This is a genomic window from Planococcus sp. TJ-201 (assembly GCF_058268495.1).
In genome coordinates, this window is the sequence record NZ_JBZDOG010000003.1 from 268,212 (window position 1) to 283,556 (window position 15,345).

The 15,345-nt window shown below is 41.6% G+C and carries 9 protein-coding genes; 3 read left to right on the top strand and 6 right to left on the bottom strand.

Annotated features, from left to right (window positions below; genetic code table 11):
• Positions 1 to 740 precede the first annotated feature (740 nt).
• Both AC4EG4_RS09690 and AC4EG4_RS09695 read left to right on the top strand, forming a co-directional pair.
• The gene (locus AC4EG4_RS09690; protein ID WP_490987678.1) at positions 741 to 2,171 is read left to right on the top strand and encodes an ice-binding family protein; all 1,431 of its coding nucleotides are present in this window, start codon (positions 741 to 743) and stop codon (positions 2,169 to 2,171) included.
• Positions 2,164 to 3,003 carry a class D sortase gene (locus AC4EG4_RS09695; RefSeq protein ID WP_490987679.1) on the top strand — a complete coding sequence of 280 codons (840 nt, stop codon included), beginning with the start codon at positions 2,164 to 2,166 and terminating at the stop codon, positions 3,001 to 3,003. Before AC4EG4_RS09690 ends, AC4EG4_RS09695 begins: the two co-directional genes overlap by 8 nt.
• A gap of 131 nt (positions 3,004 to 3,134) precedes the next feature.
• Here AC4EG4_RS09695 and AC4EG4_RS09700 read toward each other — a convergent pair whose 3' ends face one another.
• The 6 genes from AC4EG4_RS09700 to AC4EG4_RS09725 all read right to left on the bottom strand — a co-directional run bounded on the left by AC4EG4_RS09700 (position 3,135) and on the right by AC4EG4_RS09725 (position 14,577).
• Positions 3,135 to 4,805 (bottom strand): sensor domain-containing protein, encoded by a 1,671-nt coding sequence (locus tag AC4EG4_RS09700; protein WP_490987680.1) that lies wholly within the window; start codon positions 4,803 to 4,805, stop codon positions 3,135 to 3,137.
• A gap of 46 nt (positions 4,806 to 4,851) precedes the next feature.
• Complete coding sequence (locus AC4EG4_RS09705; RefSeq protein WP_490987681.1) at positions 4,852 to 6,894, bottom strand: EAL domain-containing protein; 2,043 nt, start codon at positions 6,892 to 6,894, stop codon at positions 4,852 to 4,854.
• Between the two features lie 634 nt (positions 6,895 to 7,528).
• Complete coding sequence (locus AC4EG4_RS09710) at positions 7,529 to 9,958, bottom strand: EAL domain-containing protein (protein WP_490987682.1); 2,430 nt, start codon at positions 9,956 to 9,958, stop codon at positions 7,529 to 7,531.
• A 442-nt stretch (positions 9,959 to 10,400) separates the two neighbouring features.
• Entirely contained in the window at positions 10,401 to 11,450 is a 1,050-nt protein-coding gene (locus AC4EG4_RS09715; RefSeq protein WP_490977005.1) for a hypothetical protein, read from the bottom strand.
• Positions 11,451 to 11,589: 139 nt separating this feature from the next.
• Entirely contained in the window at positions 11,590 to 12,390 is an 801-nt protein-coding gene (gene ytvA / locus AC4EG4_RS09720) for a YtvA family blue-light photoreceptor (RefSeq protein ID WP_490987683.1), read from the bottom strand.
• Positions 12,391 to 12,954: 564 nt separating this feature from the next.
• The gene (locus tag AC4EG4_RS09725) at positions 12,955 to 14,577 is read right to left on the bottom strand and encodes a sensor domain-containing diguanylate cyclase (protein ID WP_490987684.1); all 1,623 of its coding nucleotides are present in this window, start codon (positions 14,575 to 14,577) and stop codon (positions 12,955 to 12,957) included.
• A 385-nt stretch (positions 14,578 to 14,962) separates the two neighbouring features.
• On the opposite strand from AC4EG4_RS09725, the gene AC4EG4_RS09730 reads away from it, so the two are divergent.
• A complete protein-coding gene (locus tag AC4EG4_RS09730) occupies positions 14,963 to 15,325 on the top strand; it encodes a YciI family protein (protein ID WP_490977008.1) in 363 nt (120 codons plus the stop codon).
• The last annotated feature ends 20 nt before the right edge of the window (positions 15,326 to 15,345 follow it).

Here is a 15,345-nt window from a genome sequence, read left to right on the forward strand (position 1 = left end):
TAAAGGTATATAAATACAGTATCATGACACCATCATCTCTATTTTTTCTATAATTATCCATTTGTGAAAATCTAAATTTATCATTTGGACAAAAAAATATTAAAAAAATCCTACTTAAGATAATATGGGTACTTTTTCATATGGGTTAAAAGTATTGCTTGCGCTTACATAGTTCGAACTTCGTAGTAAATTTTCAATTTACTTTTTTAAAAAAAATAATAGGAGCAAACGGAATATTGAGGTATGAAAGAGTGGAAGTATTCGATTCAGAAATCCTATCTACAGAAAGCACCATTTTAAGCGATTCCATTTCTCTGTTCTCTCAACATAACCAGAAAAAGAGGATTGGTACTGATAAGAAAGCATCTTATTGAAGCTGAATACTCCGCGCAAATAAAACAGAGGTTAAACGCTATTTATCATAATTATTCATTTACCCAAAAACAGATCGAAAATTACAAGAAAACTGGTAATAATTTGTTTAAATAACACTCAGCTTATTCTAAACAGCTAGCTTTTACTGATAGGTAGTGGGGTGAGGGTATATAGATCTATGCATCGGCCATTTTTAAGGTGCTTTTTCTTCTGGTAGTAGGTAAATTCAATATATATACAGTCCTATAAACATTCCGTACTGTTTTATTGAGATAACCTGGATTATGCGTACTATTAAATTGACTAAAAATACAAATAACAGTACATTGAGAGGAATATATTACTAGTGAAGAGGTGGGGTTTAAATGGAAAATATTAGGTCTAAATCAATTTTTATGACTGTACTTCTTTTACTAAGTCTTTTCACAATACCTGTAAGTGCAGTTGGCGTGGCTCCGGGACTTGGATCCGCAAGTCCCTACGGAATTATAGGCGCCACCACGACTGTCACAGAAGGCACTTCAATCACTGGCAGTTTAGCCAGCGGCGGTTCAACAGGAACAGCAACTGTCACGGGCTCAACAGATATCGCCAATGCGGCCTACAATGCTGCTTATACAGACTTTCAAGGAGCCATGGGAAATGCTGATACACAAAGCGCTGATTTCACACGTGCTACTTTAGGTGGAGATACCTTAACTCCAGGTGTCTACGAGTTTGGCGGAGGCGTCACGATGGGATCCAGTATCATCCTGAATGGCGATGGAATTTATATCTTCCAAATTGGCGGTGCACTTTCAACTGCTGCGAGCACACAGATTGTTTTACAGGGTGGAGCACAGGCCTGTAATGTTTATTGGGTGGCCGATGCTGCCACTATTGGAGCAAGCAGCACATTTGTCGGTACTCTAATGAGCAAATCAGCCATCACAGTAGGCGCAAACTCAAATACTTACGGCAGAATGTTGGCACAGACAGCTGTAACAGCTGATGCTACTAACACACAAATTGTTGTACCGCCAGTGTGCGCACCACCAGTTACGGACCCAGATCCAACACCGGACCCAGATCCAACACCAGACCCAGATCCAACACCAGACCCGGATCCAACACCAGACCCGGATCCAACGCCAGATCCAGATCCAACACCGGATCCAGAACCAACGCCAGATCCAGATCCAACACCGGATCCAGATCCAACGCCAGACCCAGATCCAACACCGAATCCAGATCCAACACCGGATCCAGAGCCAACACCGGACCCAGAGCCAACACCGGATCCAGAGCCAACGCCAGACCCAGATCCAACACCGGATCCAGATCCAACACCAGAACCAAGCCCAACACCGAATCCGGAACCAGCACCAAACCCAGAGCAGGCACCAATAGTTGATCAACCCGCGCCACCTGTTACAAATGGAGATACTTCCTCAGTGGAGCTAGAAGTAAATCCGAATGGCAGCATCACAATTGATGCAAAGTTGCCAGATGGCGTTCAGGACATCGGTACTTGGATTTTCGATATAGGCGGGAAAAAATACGAAGTTAAAGGAACTGAAAAAATCACGTACACCGCAGAAAATGTCCCTGTAGGAACTTATCTCGTAAACGTAGAATTCATTTCAGACGCCACTGGTGAAAAAACTGATCTTGGATCTTTTTCAGTTTCCGTACCTACAGTGACAGGAGGGCAACTTCCGAAGACCGCTACTCCATGGTACAGCCTGCTTCTTGGTGGAACGTTATTGTCGATGATGGGATTAGTTTTCTTCAAAAGAAGAAAAGCGTATGAATAAACGTCCTTTCCGTGCACGGGCTTTAAGAATTGCACAGAAACTTTCACCTGGATTTTTAATCATAGGCATAAGTTTAATTGGGTGGGCATCTTATCAAATTTATATGCAGTCGGCACCTGCCCCTGTTTCGGTAGTGCAGACCCAAGAACAGCCTAAAGCTTTAGACCATGCACCTGAATCAGTGGTAGTGCAGGAAGAGCAGGATGTCGAGGCAGAGCAACCGAGAGAAATAAAACAAGAGCTTGAAACAGAAACGCAGCCAGAAATTAAAGCAGAGACAAAAGCAGAAACAAAAGCACAAATAGAAACAGCACCGAAAATGGAAACACAGCCAGCAGTGCAAACTGTAGTAGAAACCTCAGCGCAGCCTGCAAAAGCATCGCAAAAAAATGAAACGAATGCGCATGAAATTCTTTATCCGGTAAGACCGGCTATCGGTGAAAACATAGGAAACTTAACACTCCCAGCAATCAATGAAGTGCTGCCGATCGTTCATGGAACAGATGAAGATGAGTTAAGCAGAGGAATTGGGCACTTCGCAGGCAGTGTGTTGCCGGGGGAAAAAGATAACTCTGTTTTATCTGGACACCGCGATACCGTATTCAGAGAACTGGGGCAGCTAGAAATCACGGATCAACTCATTGTTGATACAGCAGCAGGTACATTCACGTACGAAATCAGGGAAATCAAAATTGTCCCAAAAGATGACAAATCGATTATAACGCCGACATCTACTGCTGTTCTAACCGTGACCACCTGCTACCCATTCAACTTTTTCGGCAGTGCGCCAGACCGCTATATTCTGATTGCTGATCTCGTAAGCAGTGAATAAGCTGGACAGGATGAATGAGTTTAAAAATAAAAAACACCACATCTTCGATAGGTTAATCGAAGATGTGGTGTTTTGGGTTAAGGAAGAATTTTTCGTATCCGTTCCTGTAAATGACTATTAGGAACCGTGGTTTATAAACCAGTAACCCGGAATGTACCTCTGCCAGCTTCTTTTGCGTCGTACATCGCAAGGTCTGCACTTTTTAGAATAGATGAGACTGTTGCCCCGGTTGGTGGAGTCAAGGTGATTCCGATACTGGCAGTAACTTTAGCAGGGCCATTGCGAACATACCATGGGCCATCCATAGCTGATTGAATGATTTTTGCGAGATGTTCTGCCTGTTCACGTGTCTTCACGCTTGGCAGTAATAAGACAAATTCATCACCGCCAAGACGGGCTGCCATATCGCCCTCTTGTAGTGGCTGGCTCAACCTTCTGCTGAATTCCTCGATGACGGCATCGCCAATTTCGTGGCCAAATTCATCGTTAATTTGTTTAAAGTGGTCAATATCCAGCAAAATGACCGCCAAACTTTCACCCGGATGCTGTGGAGAAGCAATTTCTTCAGCCAATCGTTGGTTAAAGAATCGCCGATTTGGCAATCCGGTCAGAGGGTCATGGTATGCGAAGTAATGAAGTTTTGTTTCGTGTTCTTTTTGCAGGGAAATGTCCCGCGTGATGGTCAGCATATGAATAAACTGGCCGTGTTCATTGAAAATTGGAGTTCCTTGGAGCTCGGACCAGAGCCAGCCTTTGGTTTTGTGTTTCAACCGCATTTCAATCACGTAGTTTTTCGCTTCTTTTGCCGCTCTTCTGTAGCTGCTTCGTACGCGTGGAATGTCCTCTGGATGCATATTGTGAAAAGGGGGCTTTTCCATAAATTCTTCTGGAGTAAATCCGTAGACTCGTTCAATGGCAGGAGAGACGTAAATCATCTGTCCTTTGGAGTCTCTTAGTACAATGACATCGTGGGCGTTTTCGGCAATAATTCGAAAGCGGTTTTCGCTTTCGGCATATTGGCTGATTAAATGGTCGATCTCCCGCATATCTCGAAGAATGGCATACATGCCGGTGATTTCTCCATCTTCTTCAATCGGTGAAAGCTGAATGGATACACCAATCAGGTGGCCGGATTTCTCACGAAACTTTGTTCGGAAATCTTCAATTCCTCCATCCAATACCTTTTTATAGCCCGCTTCCAGTGAAACTATATCTTTCCCATAAATAAATTTACTGAATTCTATACCCGCTACTTGGTCTGGGAAGAACCCGGTTAGCTGATCCAAGGCTGAATTGCCGGTCTGGATTTTTCCGGATGTATCAAGAACGAGGATAGCATCCGAGTTGTTTTCATAAAGCGACCTGTACCGGGAGTGGCTTTCTTCCATACGCTTCCATGCTAGTTGGCTTTCTATTTTTGCCAACCGCTCAGCGGTGATGTCTTTGACAACCCCAACAATATACGTGCAGTTTCCATCTTCGTCTAAAAGTGGCGTTAACGTAGATTCCGAATAATAAGATTCTCCTGCAGGAGAAACGTAAGAATCGGCATAAACCACACTTTTTTTCGTAGCCAATACTTGTGTGTAGTTCATGATCAAAACATCGGCCAAAATGCCATTGTGTACTTCTTGAAATGTTTTGCCAATTGCAGCTTCGGTTAAAGTGGTTCGCTCAAAAACGGATTGATTCAAGAAGGCATAGGTGAAGGTAGAGGTACTTTCAACGCTAACAACAAATACCATATCTTTTATTGCTGTCATAAAAAATTTGTCGAAGGGAAGTGTTTTTGTTTTTTCCACTTGTACTTTCCTTTCTCCATTGAATCCTTCGGCTCTGCTTGAGGGTTCAATTATTAGGTGGATTGGGTAACGTTTTTGTACTTGCTGAAACATTAGCAGCCAGTTGAAGGTACTTGGCTTCAAAATCAGCCGGATTCATTGGTTTGTCATACAAATAGCCTTGGAAAACAGCACAGCCGTTGGCGAGAAGAAATTCAACTTCTTTCGGTCGTTCCACTCCTTCTGCGACAAGATCGCACTCAATACTTTTTGCTAAATGAATGAGTGACTTGAGTACAGCCTCTGACTTCCGGTCATTCCCTATTTTTTGGATGAACGACCGATCTATTTTTATTTTATTTATCGGAAAATGGGTCAAATACGAAATCATGGAAAACCCAGTACCAAAATCATCAATCGCGATGGAGATCCCTTTGGATTTACATAACAGCAAATGCTGCAGAGTGCGGTCGGAATAGGTTAGTTCTGCTTGTTCGGTAATTTCAACTTCGACCAGTTGAGGGCGAATCTCGTATTGTTCGATGAGTCCGAAAAAATCATCAAAAAATGCTGGGTTTGCCAGAAGCGACGGTGTCATATTGATTGCTGTACGCGGATTCCAGCCAAACCGCTGCTGCCAATCATTCATTTGAATAAATACATGTTCAATCAGGTGAAGAGTCAAAGGAGCGATCACCCCGGTTGCTTCCGCAACTTCAATAAATTCAAGTGGCGAAATGGCTCCCAGTTCTGAATGATTCCAGCGAGCCAACATTTCAATTCCGGCCATTTCACTTGAATTGCCATTTATTTGAGGTTGAAGGGCGTAATAGATTCCGATGCCATTCAAATCTCCAGATAGGCACTCTTCAATAGCAGATCTTCTGCTCCGCCGGATATGCATGGCGGGGCGAAAAAACTTATACGAAGGCCCACGGGTTTTCTTGGCTTCGTACATTGCTGTTTCTGCGTGAGCTACGAGGTCACTAAACAAAGGCGCATCGTCCGGATAACAAGAAATGCCAACACTGGCACTAATAAAAAGGGGTTGTCCATGTTCAATAGCAAAAGGCTGCTCGAACAAATCAGTAATTTTTTCAGCAAAAACTTCTGGGTTTCCGCCCTCATAAACGATAGTGAATTCATCCCCGTTTAGTCGGAAAATCTCACATCGGTCACTGATGATGCTCCTTAGTCTTTCGGCAACCTGTTTTAATGCCATGTCACCGGTTTCATGACTGTATATCGTATTGATCAGTTTCAAATTATCGATATTCAGATAAAAAATAGTAAAGTTCTTTTTTTTCTCCATTAATGAACGTGTTTTTTCCATTAAAAATAGGCGGTTCGGCAAATCAGTCAAATGGTCATAATACACAGATACCGATAATTGTTTTTCGATTTTCTTTTGCTCGCTGACATCCTTAAAATACAATGCAATCCCACCTTTTTTAAGGGGACAGACTTTGATTTGGTACCAGGTGCCGAGCGGATGATAATAATCTTCGAATTCGATAACCACTTGTTCATTCATCGCCCGTTCATATGCCTGATGAAAAGAAGAGCCTTCAGCTTCAGGAAAAAAATCGAATAATCCAAGGCCAATGACGTCTTCACGTTTCACACTGAATAGTTGCTCGGCGATTTCATTGATGTAATTGAGTTGGAATTTATCATTCATCAATGCAAATCCATCTGTCATGCTTTCCAGAACATGTTCTGCAGTAATCGGTTCAATATCGTGGAGGCTAATCGGTTTATGGCTGATCAAAGCTCCATAAGAGTTGGAGGAAACGAGCTTGATCTTTCGAACTTTAACGGAAAGCCATTGTTTTTTTCCGTTTTGTAATAGGAATGGGTATATTTGTTTGTGCTCAGTTTTTCCGCCTTTGATGACATCTTGAATAGCGCTAACTTCATTAAGTCTTTTTCGCTCGATTAATTGCATAAAATAATCAGTACCTGTTGTTCGGAGGGATTCCCTTACCGAATGTTCTATACAAAAGTCGACCCATGCCCGGTTTACATGGACAATAGTGCCTGTTTCATCAATTACTATCAGAAATTCATCATTTGCATTCATCCACTCTTGTATTTGTTCGTTGTGCATTGCGGTTTCCCCCTCAACTATTAACGTGAAGCATCAATTAGTTTAAAAACTGCATATGAATTTTCGTAATTATTTCGAACTAAACTTATGTTTACCCAAAATTATAACTTTTAGACTAATTTTAAAGTGAGCAATTTAGATTATTTTTGGGTATATAGATGGAAAGAACTTTATGTCTTATTAACAATAGTTATTCTTTTAATTCGTGAATAAACGATAAAATTATTTAAAAAATAATATTCAGTTAAATAGCTGAGCCATTAGATGGTTTATTTTTTGACTTTTGTAGTTCATAATTACTGTTTTCGTCTTATGTTCGATTTTCCAAAGGCATTCTTTTTTAGAAATTATATTAAATTTTAATTGAAAATGCAGTATATCGTGAAGCTGGCTTTTGGCGTATAGAGCGCCGAGTGTTTCTTGTTGCAGTAGAAAAATATTCATTGATTGAGATTCCTTTTTTAGAAAATCTATAGCATTCGGCTGTCAGTATACAGTCCCTAATTTTTAGTATATAAAAAACGGACACGTTTGAAGTGTCCGCCATCTGCAACGAATTGTTATGGAAATACTTACTCACCTTTATGAGCAAGCAAATACATCAATAAAAACTTTTTAATCGGCTGAGAAATAATTACCCGGTTTTGAGTGTGTAGTAAATTTGTTCAATCTCTGCTGGAGGAAGGGGACGGTTAAAATAGTACCCTTGTGCTTGATTGCATTGCTGCGTTTTAAGAAAGTCCAGTTGTTCTTTTGTTTCCACGCCTTCAGCAATCACATTCAAGTTTAAATCATGCGCCATCCGGATAATGGTTTTAACTAAAGCAGCATCTTTAAAATCCTTTTCGATGTTGCGGGTAAAATGCTGGTCGATCTTTAATGTATCAATGGGAAACAGTTTTAAGTAACTCAATGAAGAATAGCCTGTTCCAAAGTCATCGATTGATAGATGGACGCCCAGTGAAGATAATTCGTGCATCGTATCAATTGCACTCTGTGCATTTTGAATGATGGTTTCCGTCAGCTCCAGCTCTAGATATTGCGGAGGCAAGCCAGAGACTTTTAAGATATTGCTGACGATTTCAGTCAAGTCTTGTTGTGCAAATTGGCGGGCGGAAATGTTAACGGCTACTCGGAACGGAGAAAGGCCGGCATCTTGCCACGCTTTGTTTTGGCGGCAAGCTTCGGCTAAAACAAATTCGCCAATCTTCGTGATGCTTCCGGTTTCTTCAGCGATAGGGATAAATTCAGCAGGGGAGATATTGCCCATTACTGGATGATTCCAGCGCAACAGGGCTTCCACACCAATGATTTTTTCCGTTTCCAAACTGATTTGGGGCTGGTAGTGAACAAAAAATTCCCCTTTTTCAATTCCTCTGCGCAATCCTGTAGCTAATTTAGACTTTCTCGATGTAATCTGGTTCATGTCGTCTGTGAAAAATTGAAAGCCGTTTTTCCCTTCTTCTTTCGCTCGATACATCGCAATATCCGCATTTTTAATTAAGGTCTCAGAGTCGCTTCCATCCGAGGGAAAGAGGCTGATCCCGATAGATAAACTGGTGAATATTTCTTCGCTTTCGAATTGAAATGGTTTGTTCAATGCCGCAATCATTTCCTGGGCGCGGTCTGCGGCCTTGCTGTACTCTGTGCCCGGCAATACCATCACGAACTCGTCGCCACCTAGTCGGGAAAGTGTATCCTTGTCTGCTGTATACTGCTGCAAGCGTTCGGTTACATTTTTCAAAAACAAATCGCCAATCGTATGTCCAAAACGATCGTTAATCATCTTAAAATTATCCAAGTCCATATAAAAAAGAGAAAAGGTAAGTCCGTTTTGATCGCCTTGTTTCAGCAATGAATCGATGCGGTCATTAAACAGCCGGCGGTTCGGCAGGCCGGTCAATGGATCCAAGTAGACCAAGTCATTTATTTTTTCTTCGGAGATTTTGCGCTCTGTGATGTCTCTTATGATGCTGCTGAAAAATATGCCTTTTTCAGATTCCCACGTTCCCAAAGACATCTCCAGTTGAAATTCGCTGCCATCTTTTCTGGTTCCTGTGAGTTCGACGGTGTTGCCGATAACGTGTGGAATTTTGGTCTCCCGGTATTTTTCCATGCCACTGCGGTGAGCATCTTTAAAACGATTTGGAATAATTGTGTCAATATTCGAGCCTAGAATTTCTTGTTTGGTATAGCCAAAAATAAGTTCGGCGCCCTCGTTCCAATGAATAATGGCACCTGTGAAGTCGGCAACGATAATGGCATCTTTTGCCGATTCCACGACAGACTGAAACTTCAGTTCGGATTCTGCGGATTGGTCTTCTAATTTTTTGTCAGTCCATATGCTGGTAACCGCCAGAACAAGCAGCACGAGCATACCAGCTCCTATTCCCCAAGCCATCAAGGTGGTATTCATTGAAAATTGGCCGGCATGTTCCATCGTATGCTGGGAAGGGGAAAAATGGGCTGCAGACATGCCTGTGTAGTGCATTCCAGAGACAGCTAGCCCTATCAATATGGCACTTGCTACTTTTCTCCAGTGAAAGCGCGGTACGTTTGGCAAATAAAATAAAAGGTACAAGCCAATATAAGAAGCTGCAAAAGCAATGGCAGCTGATGCTGTCCACAAAACGGGATCGTATGAAAGAGCCGCTTCCATACGCATTGCTTCCATGCCAAGAAAATGCATTGAAATTATGCCTGCACTTATAAAAAAAGCGCCGAATAATAAATTAGCGCGGCTAACAGTAGGCCGGCTGATGATATAAAAAGCGATTCCGCAGGAAATGACTGCAGGAATAACAGAGAGCGTGACTAGGCTGAAGCGATAGGTCACATCAATCGGCAAGTTGAAAGCAAGCATGCCGATAAAATGCATGGTCCATATTCCCAACCCGAGAACAAGTGCGCCTGCTGCAATCCATCGAATGGGTGCGACTCGCTTTGAGTATTTAATGCGGCTGCTGATATCCAGTGCAACCGATGCTGAAAAAATGGCTACCAGGACTGAAAGAATGACTAAAGGCAGATTGTATGATCCTACTATACTTGTAATTTCGTTCACGACACTTTCTTATGGTTTTGTACTTATGACTGCGGTTTGTACAGTAAAATATAAATCTATTAAAGGAAAATAATGTAATTGATAAACAGCGCTTTACCGGACTTATTTTCTTGAACAAAGGGTGTGTAGGTTTCTTATACCAGGTTAAGCAGTTGCAAAAAAGCAAATTGAAATGGTTTTTGGAGAAATGCAGCAAAGAAATTAGTCTGAACAGATCAATTATTGGATCGATTGATTCACTGGAGTGGTCATAAAGAACGTTCGTTCCAGTAATTGTGCCTATTTTTCAGCATACCATATTTCTTAAGAAATGAAAGCAAAATAGTACATCGAACTTCAAAATTTTTATCATTTTAAAGTTGTTGATGCAAAGCGAATTTTTTCCAGAAAAAACCCTTCGGAGAGTAGGTTCTCCAAAGGGTGGTTACTGAAAAATTGAGGATTACTTATTCACAACGCGTTGTTTGCGTACAAAGCTGGATCCGAAAATGCCGGCTATTGAAGTTACAACCATTGTCAACAGCAGAGCAACAAAGCCCCAAATTGAAACGGTAGATGCGGTTTGCGTCACTTCTTCCGTTGACTGGCGAAGTTCGGCGATAGTTTGTTCCAGTTCCTGTGAAGCATCTTCCAGTGCTGCTTGAGCATTTTCAACTTGTTCGCTTGCCTGTGTAGTTGCTTGGTTTAATCCATCAACGATGTTGGCGGTCGCTTCTTCAGCTTCAGCTTCGCTCAACTCCGTATTAGTGGCAACTGCCTCAGAAATAGCTTCTTCATCAACAGAACCTTGAATTTCTTCTGCCTTGGCTGTTAAAGAGTCCGACAAGTCTTGAAGAATAGCATCCGAGTTTTCAGGGTTCACAGCTAACTCTTTCCCTGCATCCAATACTTCGTTTCTGCTTTCTTCCAGTTGTGTATCTAAATAGCCTGGCTGCAATTCAGGAATTTCTGTATCAACCAGGATTTCCTCAACATTGCCTTCTAGTTCTCCTGTATCGACTCCAGAAAAGTTTTCGGTGACATTATCAAATGTTGCTTGGATGGCGTCACCTGTTGTAGAGGCAACGGAACCGGCGCCTTGGCCAACAGCACTGCCGACACTGCCAAAAATAGATCCGACAGTTTGGAATGTGTTGATCGTTGTAAAGGTTAACAAAACAAACAGAACAATAACGCTTGTAGCCCACGTTAGAAAACCGTGAATCAAGCCGGCTCTAGCTGCTGTAATACCGGCAACAGCTCCAGCTGCCAGTAATGAGATAAGCAATGATAGGATTCCCCAGATAGCTAATCCTGTTCCTACGCCAGCGAATGGGTCGTTTGAAGTGGCGTCTGTTACCCCCAGCCCGATTGCGGTGCCGATCAAACTAAACATAATTAAAAATGCGATAAATGTAACGACACCTGCAATGATTGAACTCCATGAAATGTTTCGTCCAGCGTCATCTGTTTCAGGGGCAAAGTATGATTTAAAATTTCTTCGTGTGTTCATCTTGTCATCTCCATGTTCTCATAAGTTATTTTGTTGTTGCTCTGTTTGTTTTGTCCTCCTTATGCCTAATGTTATTGCCACAATAATATTTTTTGAAACCTTTTATATTTTTTAATTTTATCTCTATACTTTGAAAGCCCTATTTTTCTTTTGCGGCAAGGTAAGAACTAAGATTTAATTGTTCAATTACTTGCTGAATTGTTGAGAAGGTCAGGAGGGATTGATCGGGTGTTCTTTGGCTAACGATGTCGATAGCTGTCTGGGAATTTATTCCTGTGATATAAAGTTTGCTTCCCATCAAGCGCAGCACGTCCTGAACTTCCAACAGTTTATCGTACAAAAAATTGACCTCCCAGATTGTCCCGGTTGTGTCGATGATGAGATGATGCGTCCCTGTTTGTTGAATAAACTCACTTAACTTTAAAATCAAAACCCCAAAGCGCTGGTTGTCCATTTTTCCCACAAGAGCAACAGCCCCTAAGTCTGGGTGGATTGGAATGATTGGCAAGAGCAGCTGGTTGATTTCTTCTTCCTTTTCATCCAGCAGAAATTTTTGGCGTACTTCGTTTGTCACGTCGGTTTGAGTGCCTATGTAATACAAATGATCGTCCACCACAACCGGTTCAATACTCAAGCGGTTCCAGAACATGCTGCCGTCTTTCCGGTAGTTTCGGATGGTCACAGTGTTTTTGACCCGGCTTGAAACACTTTCTTTTATTTGGACAATGGCTTGCGGATCCGTTTCTGGACCCTGCAAAAACCGGCAGTTCCGCCCGATGATTTCTTCGGACGCGTAGCCGGTCAACTGTTCGAAGGTTTGATTTGTGTAGATAATCGGGTTGTCTGCCTGTTGGGGGTCTGTCACTACCGTGGCGACTTGGCTGCCGTTTAGCATGGCTTCCAAAATGGCGTTTTGTACATCGGTGCGTAAATGTTTCATGAAATTTGCTCCAGTCTCTGATGGTAGTTAGAAATTTAATACAGATAGTGCACGTTGAAAGGTATGGGTGAACAGAAACCAATGGGTCGAGGTAGGAAGAAATACTTCTTTTTTATTCGACAAACAAACATAAAATACTAGCTGGTTATATTTGTATAAGCTTATAAGTGAAAAAGTGAGCAGTCTTTACCATACATATATAGCGCAAATCACGAATAATTAAACTCATTGTTAAAAATTTTGGGTTTTTACCTAGAAAAGATGAGTATTTTCGAGTCAGCTTCCCTTTTCTAAAAGGTATTCTAATATATTTATTTAGAATTTATTGATGCCAAAAAATAAAGTAGACCTTTTGGAATACTAGGCATTAAAATTTTGAAATATAATGCTTGTTTGGATTGCAAAAAATTAAAAGTCTCTCCTTTTTGAAGGAGAGACTTTTATTTTTGAAAAACTAATTAGAAAACATATATATTATTTTAAAATAATAAAAATCATCAAAGATTTAAAATTTTAGGATCCTAAATTAATTTTTCAGGGTGGTGCGTATCACATGATGCACAATCAGCTGCTATAAATATGGATTCGGTTTTTTCCTTCTCGCTTAGCAGCGTATAATGCCTCATCTGCTGTTCTGATTGTCTCTTCGATATTGATCGGAGTGGAAGCTTCCCAGAAGGCGGCTCCAATGCTGCAGCTGACAGAAGCCTTTTCGCCATCGAGTGAGTAAGGTTTGTTAATGGAGGAAATGATTCTTTCTCCCACACTTTTTCCCCTTTTGACGAGGTCTTCTTTGCCGGCCGGCAAAATGACAATAAATTCATCGCCGCCCACTCTAGAAATCATTTCTTCTTCTCTGACAACGGTTTTGAGCCTTTGAGCGACTTGAACGAGAAGTTCGTCACCTGCATTGTGGCCCAATGTGTCGTTAATCAGTTTAAAGCCGTCCAAGTCAATGTATAAAACAATCGCTGTTTGGTGTTTTTGAATAAATTCACGCAAATAATAATCCAGGGCATAGCGGTTAGCCAATCCTGTGAGTTCATCCCGGTTGGCAACTTCCTTCATTTCCACTAAAGCCGTTTCCGTATGGGTAAGGTCTGAAACGAGTTTTCTTAGCGAAAGAGATAAGGTTTCCAGTTCCGAAGTTCCTTTGTAATACGGGATTTGAACTTGCTCCCCCAATCTGAGCCGGTCGGCTGCCGATGCGATTTTTTTTAGTGGAGAAGCTAATCTTCCGGCAAGGAACCAACCGAGAACCGCAAACAATACAACAAAGATCAATCCAGCTCCAAGAAAGAATGTTATGAGTTCTTTAGTGGATGCATATGCCACATCTACAGGTTGCCGGACTAAAATCGTCCATCCTAAACCTGGATAATCCATATAGCCGTTTTCCGTCATATAGCCGGTCACGTACTCTTCTTCATTTGGCCACGTTTCAATAATCGATCCATTCTGGCCGGTACGGGCCAAATCGATACTCTCCAGATCCAATGGTTTGCCAATAAGATCATCGGGACCCAGAATAACGACATCATCTATTTCGCTGACAATTAAAAATTCAATGCTGTCCCGATTGTTAATGGAATCGAGCATAGAGGCCTCAACTTCTTTTATCCATTCCCAGCTTAAATGCGTAGCTAGAACGCCGGTGAATTCGTCATTGTCGTTGTAAATGGGTGTGCTGATATCCACAAATTTCATTTCTTCTCCGGTCGGGTTAGGCAAAAGGTCGGCGAGCAGAACAGCTTCATGAACATCGCCAATAAAGGTTCCTTCCAAAGCTCCTGTATAAACTGGACGTTCAGAAATATCGACCCCCTCTAAAATTGAGCCGGTAGAAGCAATGACTGTGCCATCCGGGTCTGTCAAGCCAATCCAAGAAAAAGATGGGAAAGCTTCTTGTGTTTGGTTGAGCAGCGAAGCGATTTCTTCCGGATTATCAGGTTGCTGAATATCCGGCAAGCCGCTGAGCAAGATGGTTTCACCGTATCTGGACCACATGTATTGATCGAGGTTGTTCTCCATTAAGTAGGCAGATTCACTAAGTGAATTGCCAATCTCAACTTCTACTTGTTTGATTGAGCGGTCTCCATATACCAGGCCGAAAATAAAAATTAGTAAAATAGTTGTGCTGGCAAAAATGATCGATAATTGTGTCCGCAGACTTAGTGAAAAGCGCATTGTTTTTCCTCCATAATTCTTAAAAATTCAAATTCTGCAATAACAGGCACTCAACAAATCAGCCAAGACAGAATAGGTCTCACTTAAGCTTCCACCCTTAAATTTGTTTATAAAATGAAAGTAGATATATATACTTATTTTAAACACGCGCTAGAGAGAATTATATACACCGTCCCTCAGACTTTAAATAGTTCAAAATAACTAATGAAGCACTATTACACAAAACGCTAGCAGCTGAAGAAAGAGCGTCGACGGTTGCTTACTTTGAAATAATTAAATTTTATAAAAAAGTTAACATCGGATAAGACTGGAAAATAAAAAGGAATTGTTATGTTCTTCTCGAATACTTCCGTTAGTTGCTAAACAATTAAAAGGGGGAGTTTCTATGCTATTTATGCTGATTGTCAAAGCTTCTGCCAGTTCAGAAGCTGGAAAACTTCCGAGTTCCGAGCTTATGGAAGCAATGTCGAAGTACAACGAAGAATTGGTTGAGGCAGGGGTCAGGGTTATGGCAAAAGGACTTTATCCAAGTTCAAATGGAATGCGCCTCGCATTTTTGGATCCAGGAAAAGAGCCTTCAGTTTCCCACGGCCCATTTTCAGAATCGAAAGAGTTAGTCGCTGGATTTATTTTGATTGATGTTAAGTCACAGGAAGAAGCTGTCAGCTGGGCAATGCGCATGCCGGACCCTATGGGGAATGGAGAAGGCCAGATTGAACTGCGCCAAGTTTTTGAAGGAGCAGACTGAATTTACGCAACAAAAAGAAA

Coding starts and splice junctions, on each gene's coding strand:
- AC4EG4_RS09690 (WP_490987678.1), top strand. CDS start 741: ATGGAAAATATTAGGTCTAAATCAATTTTTATGACTGTACTTCTTTTA.
- AC4EG4_RS09695 (WP_490987679.1), top strand. CDS start 2,164: ATGAATAAACGTCCTTTCCGTGCACGGGCTTTAAGAATTGCACAGAAA.
- AC4EG4_RS09705 (WP_490987681.1), bottom strand. CDS start 6,894: ATGCACAACGAACAAATACAAGAGTGGATGAATGCAAATGATGAATTT.
- AC4EG4_RS09715 (WP_490977005.1), bottom strand. CDS start 11,450: ATGAACACACGAAGAAATTTTAAATCATACTTTGCCCCTGAAACAGAT.
- ytvA (WP_490987683.1), bottom strand. CDS start 12,390: ATGAAACATTTACGCACCGATGTACAAAACGCCATTTTGGAAGCCATG.
- AC4EG4_RS09725 (WP_490987684.1), bottom strand. CDS start 14,577: ATGCGCTTTTCACTAAGTCTGCGGACACAATTATCGATCATTTTTGCC.
- AC4EG4_RS09730 (WP_490977008.1), top strand. CDS start 14,963: ATGCTATTTATGCTGATTGTCAAAGCTTCTGCCAGTTCAGAAGCTGGA.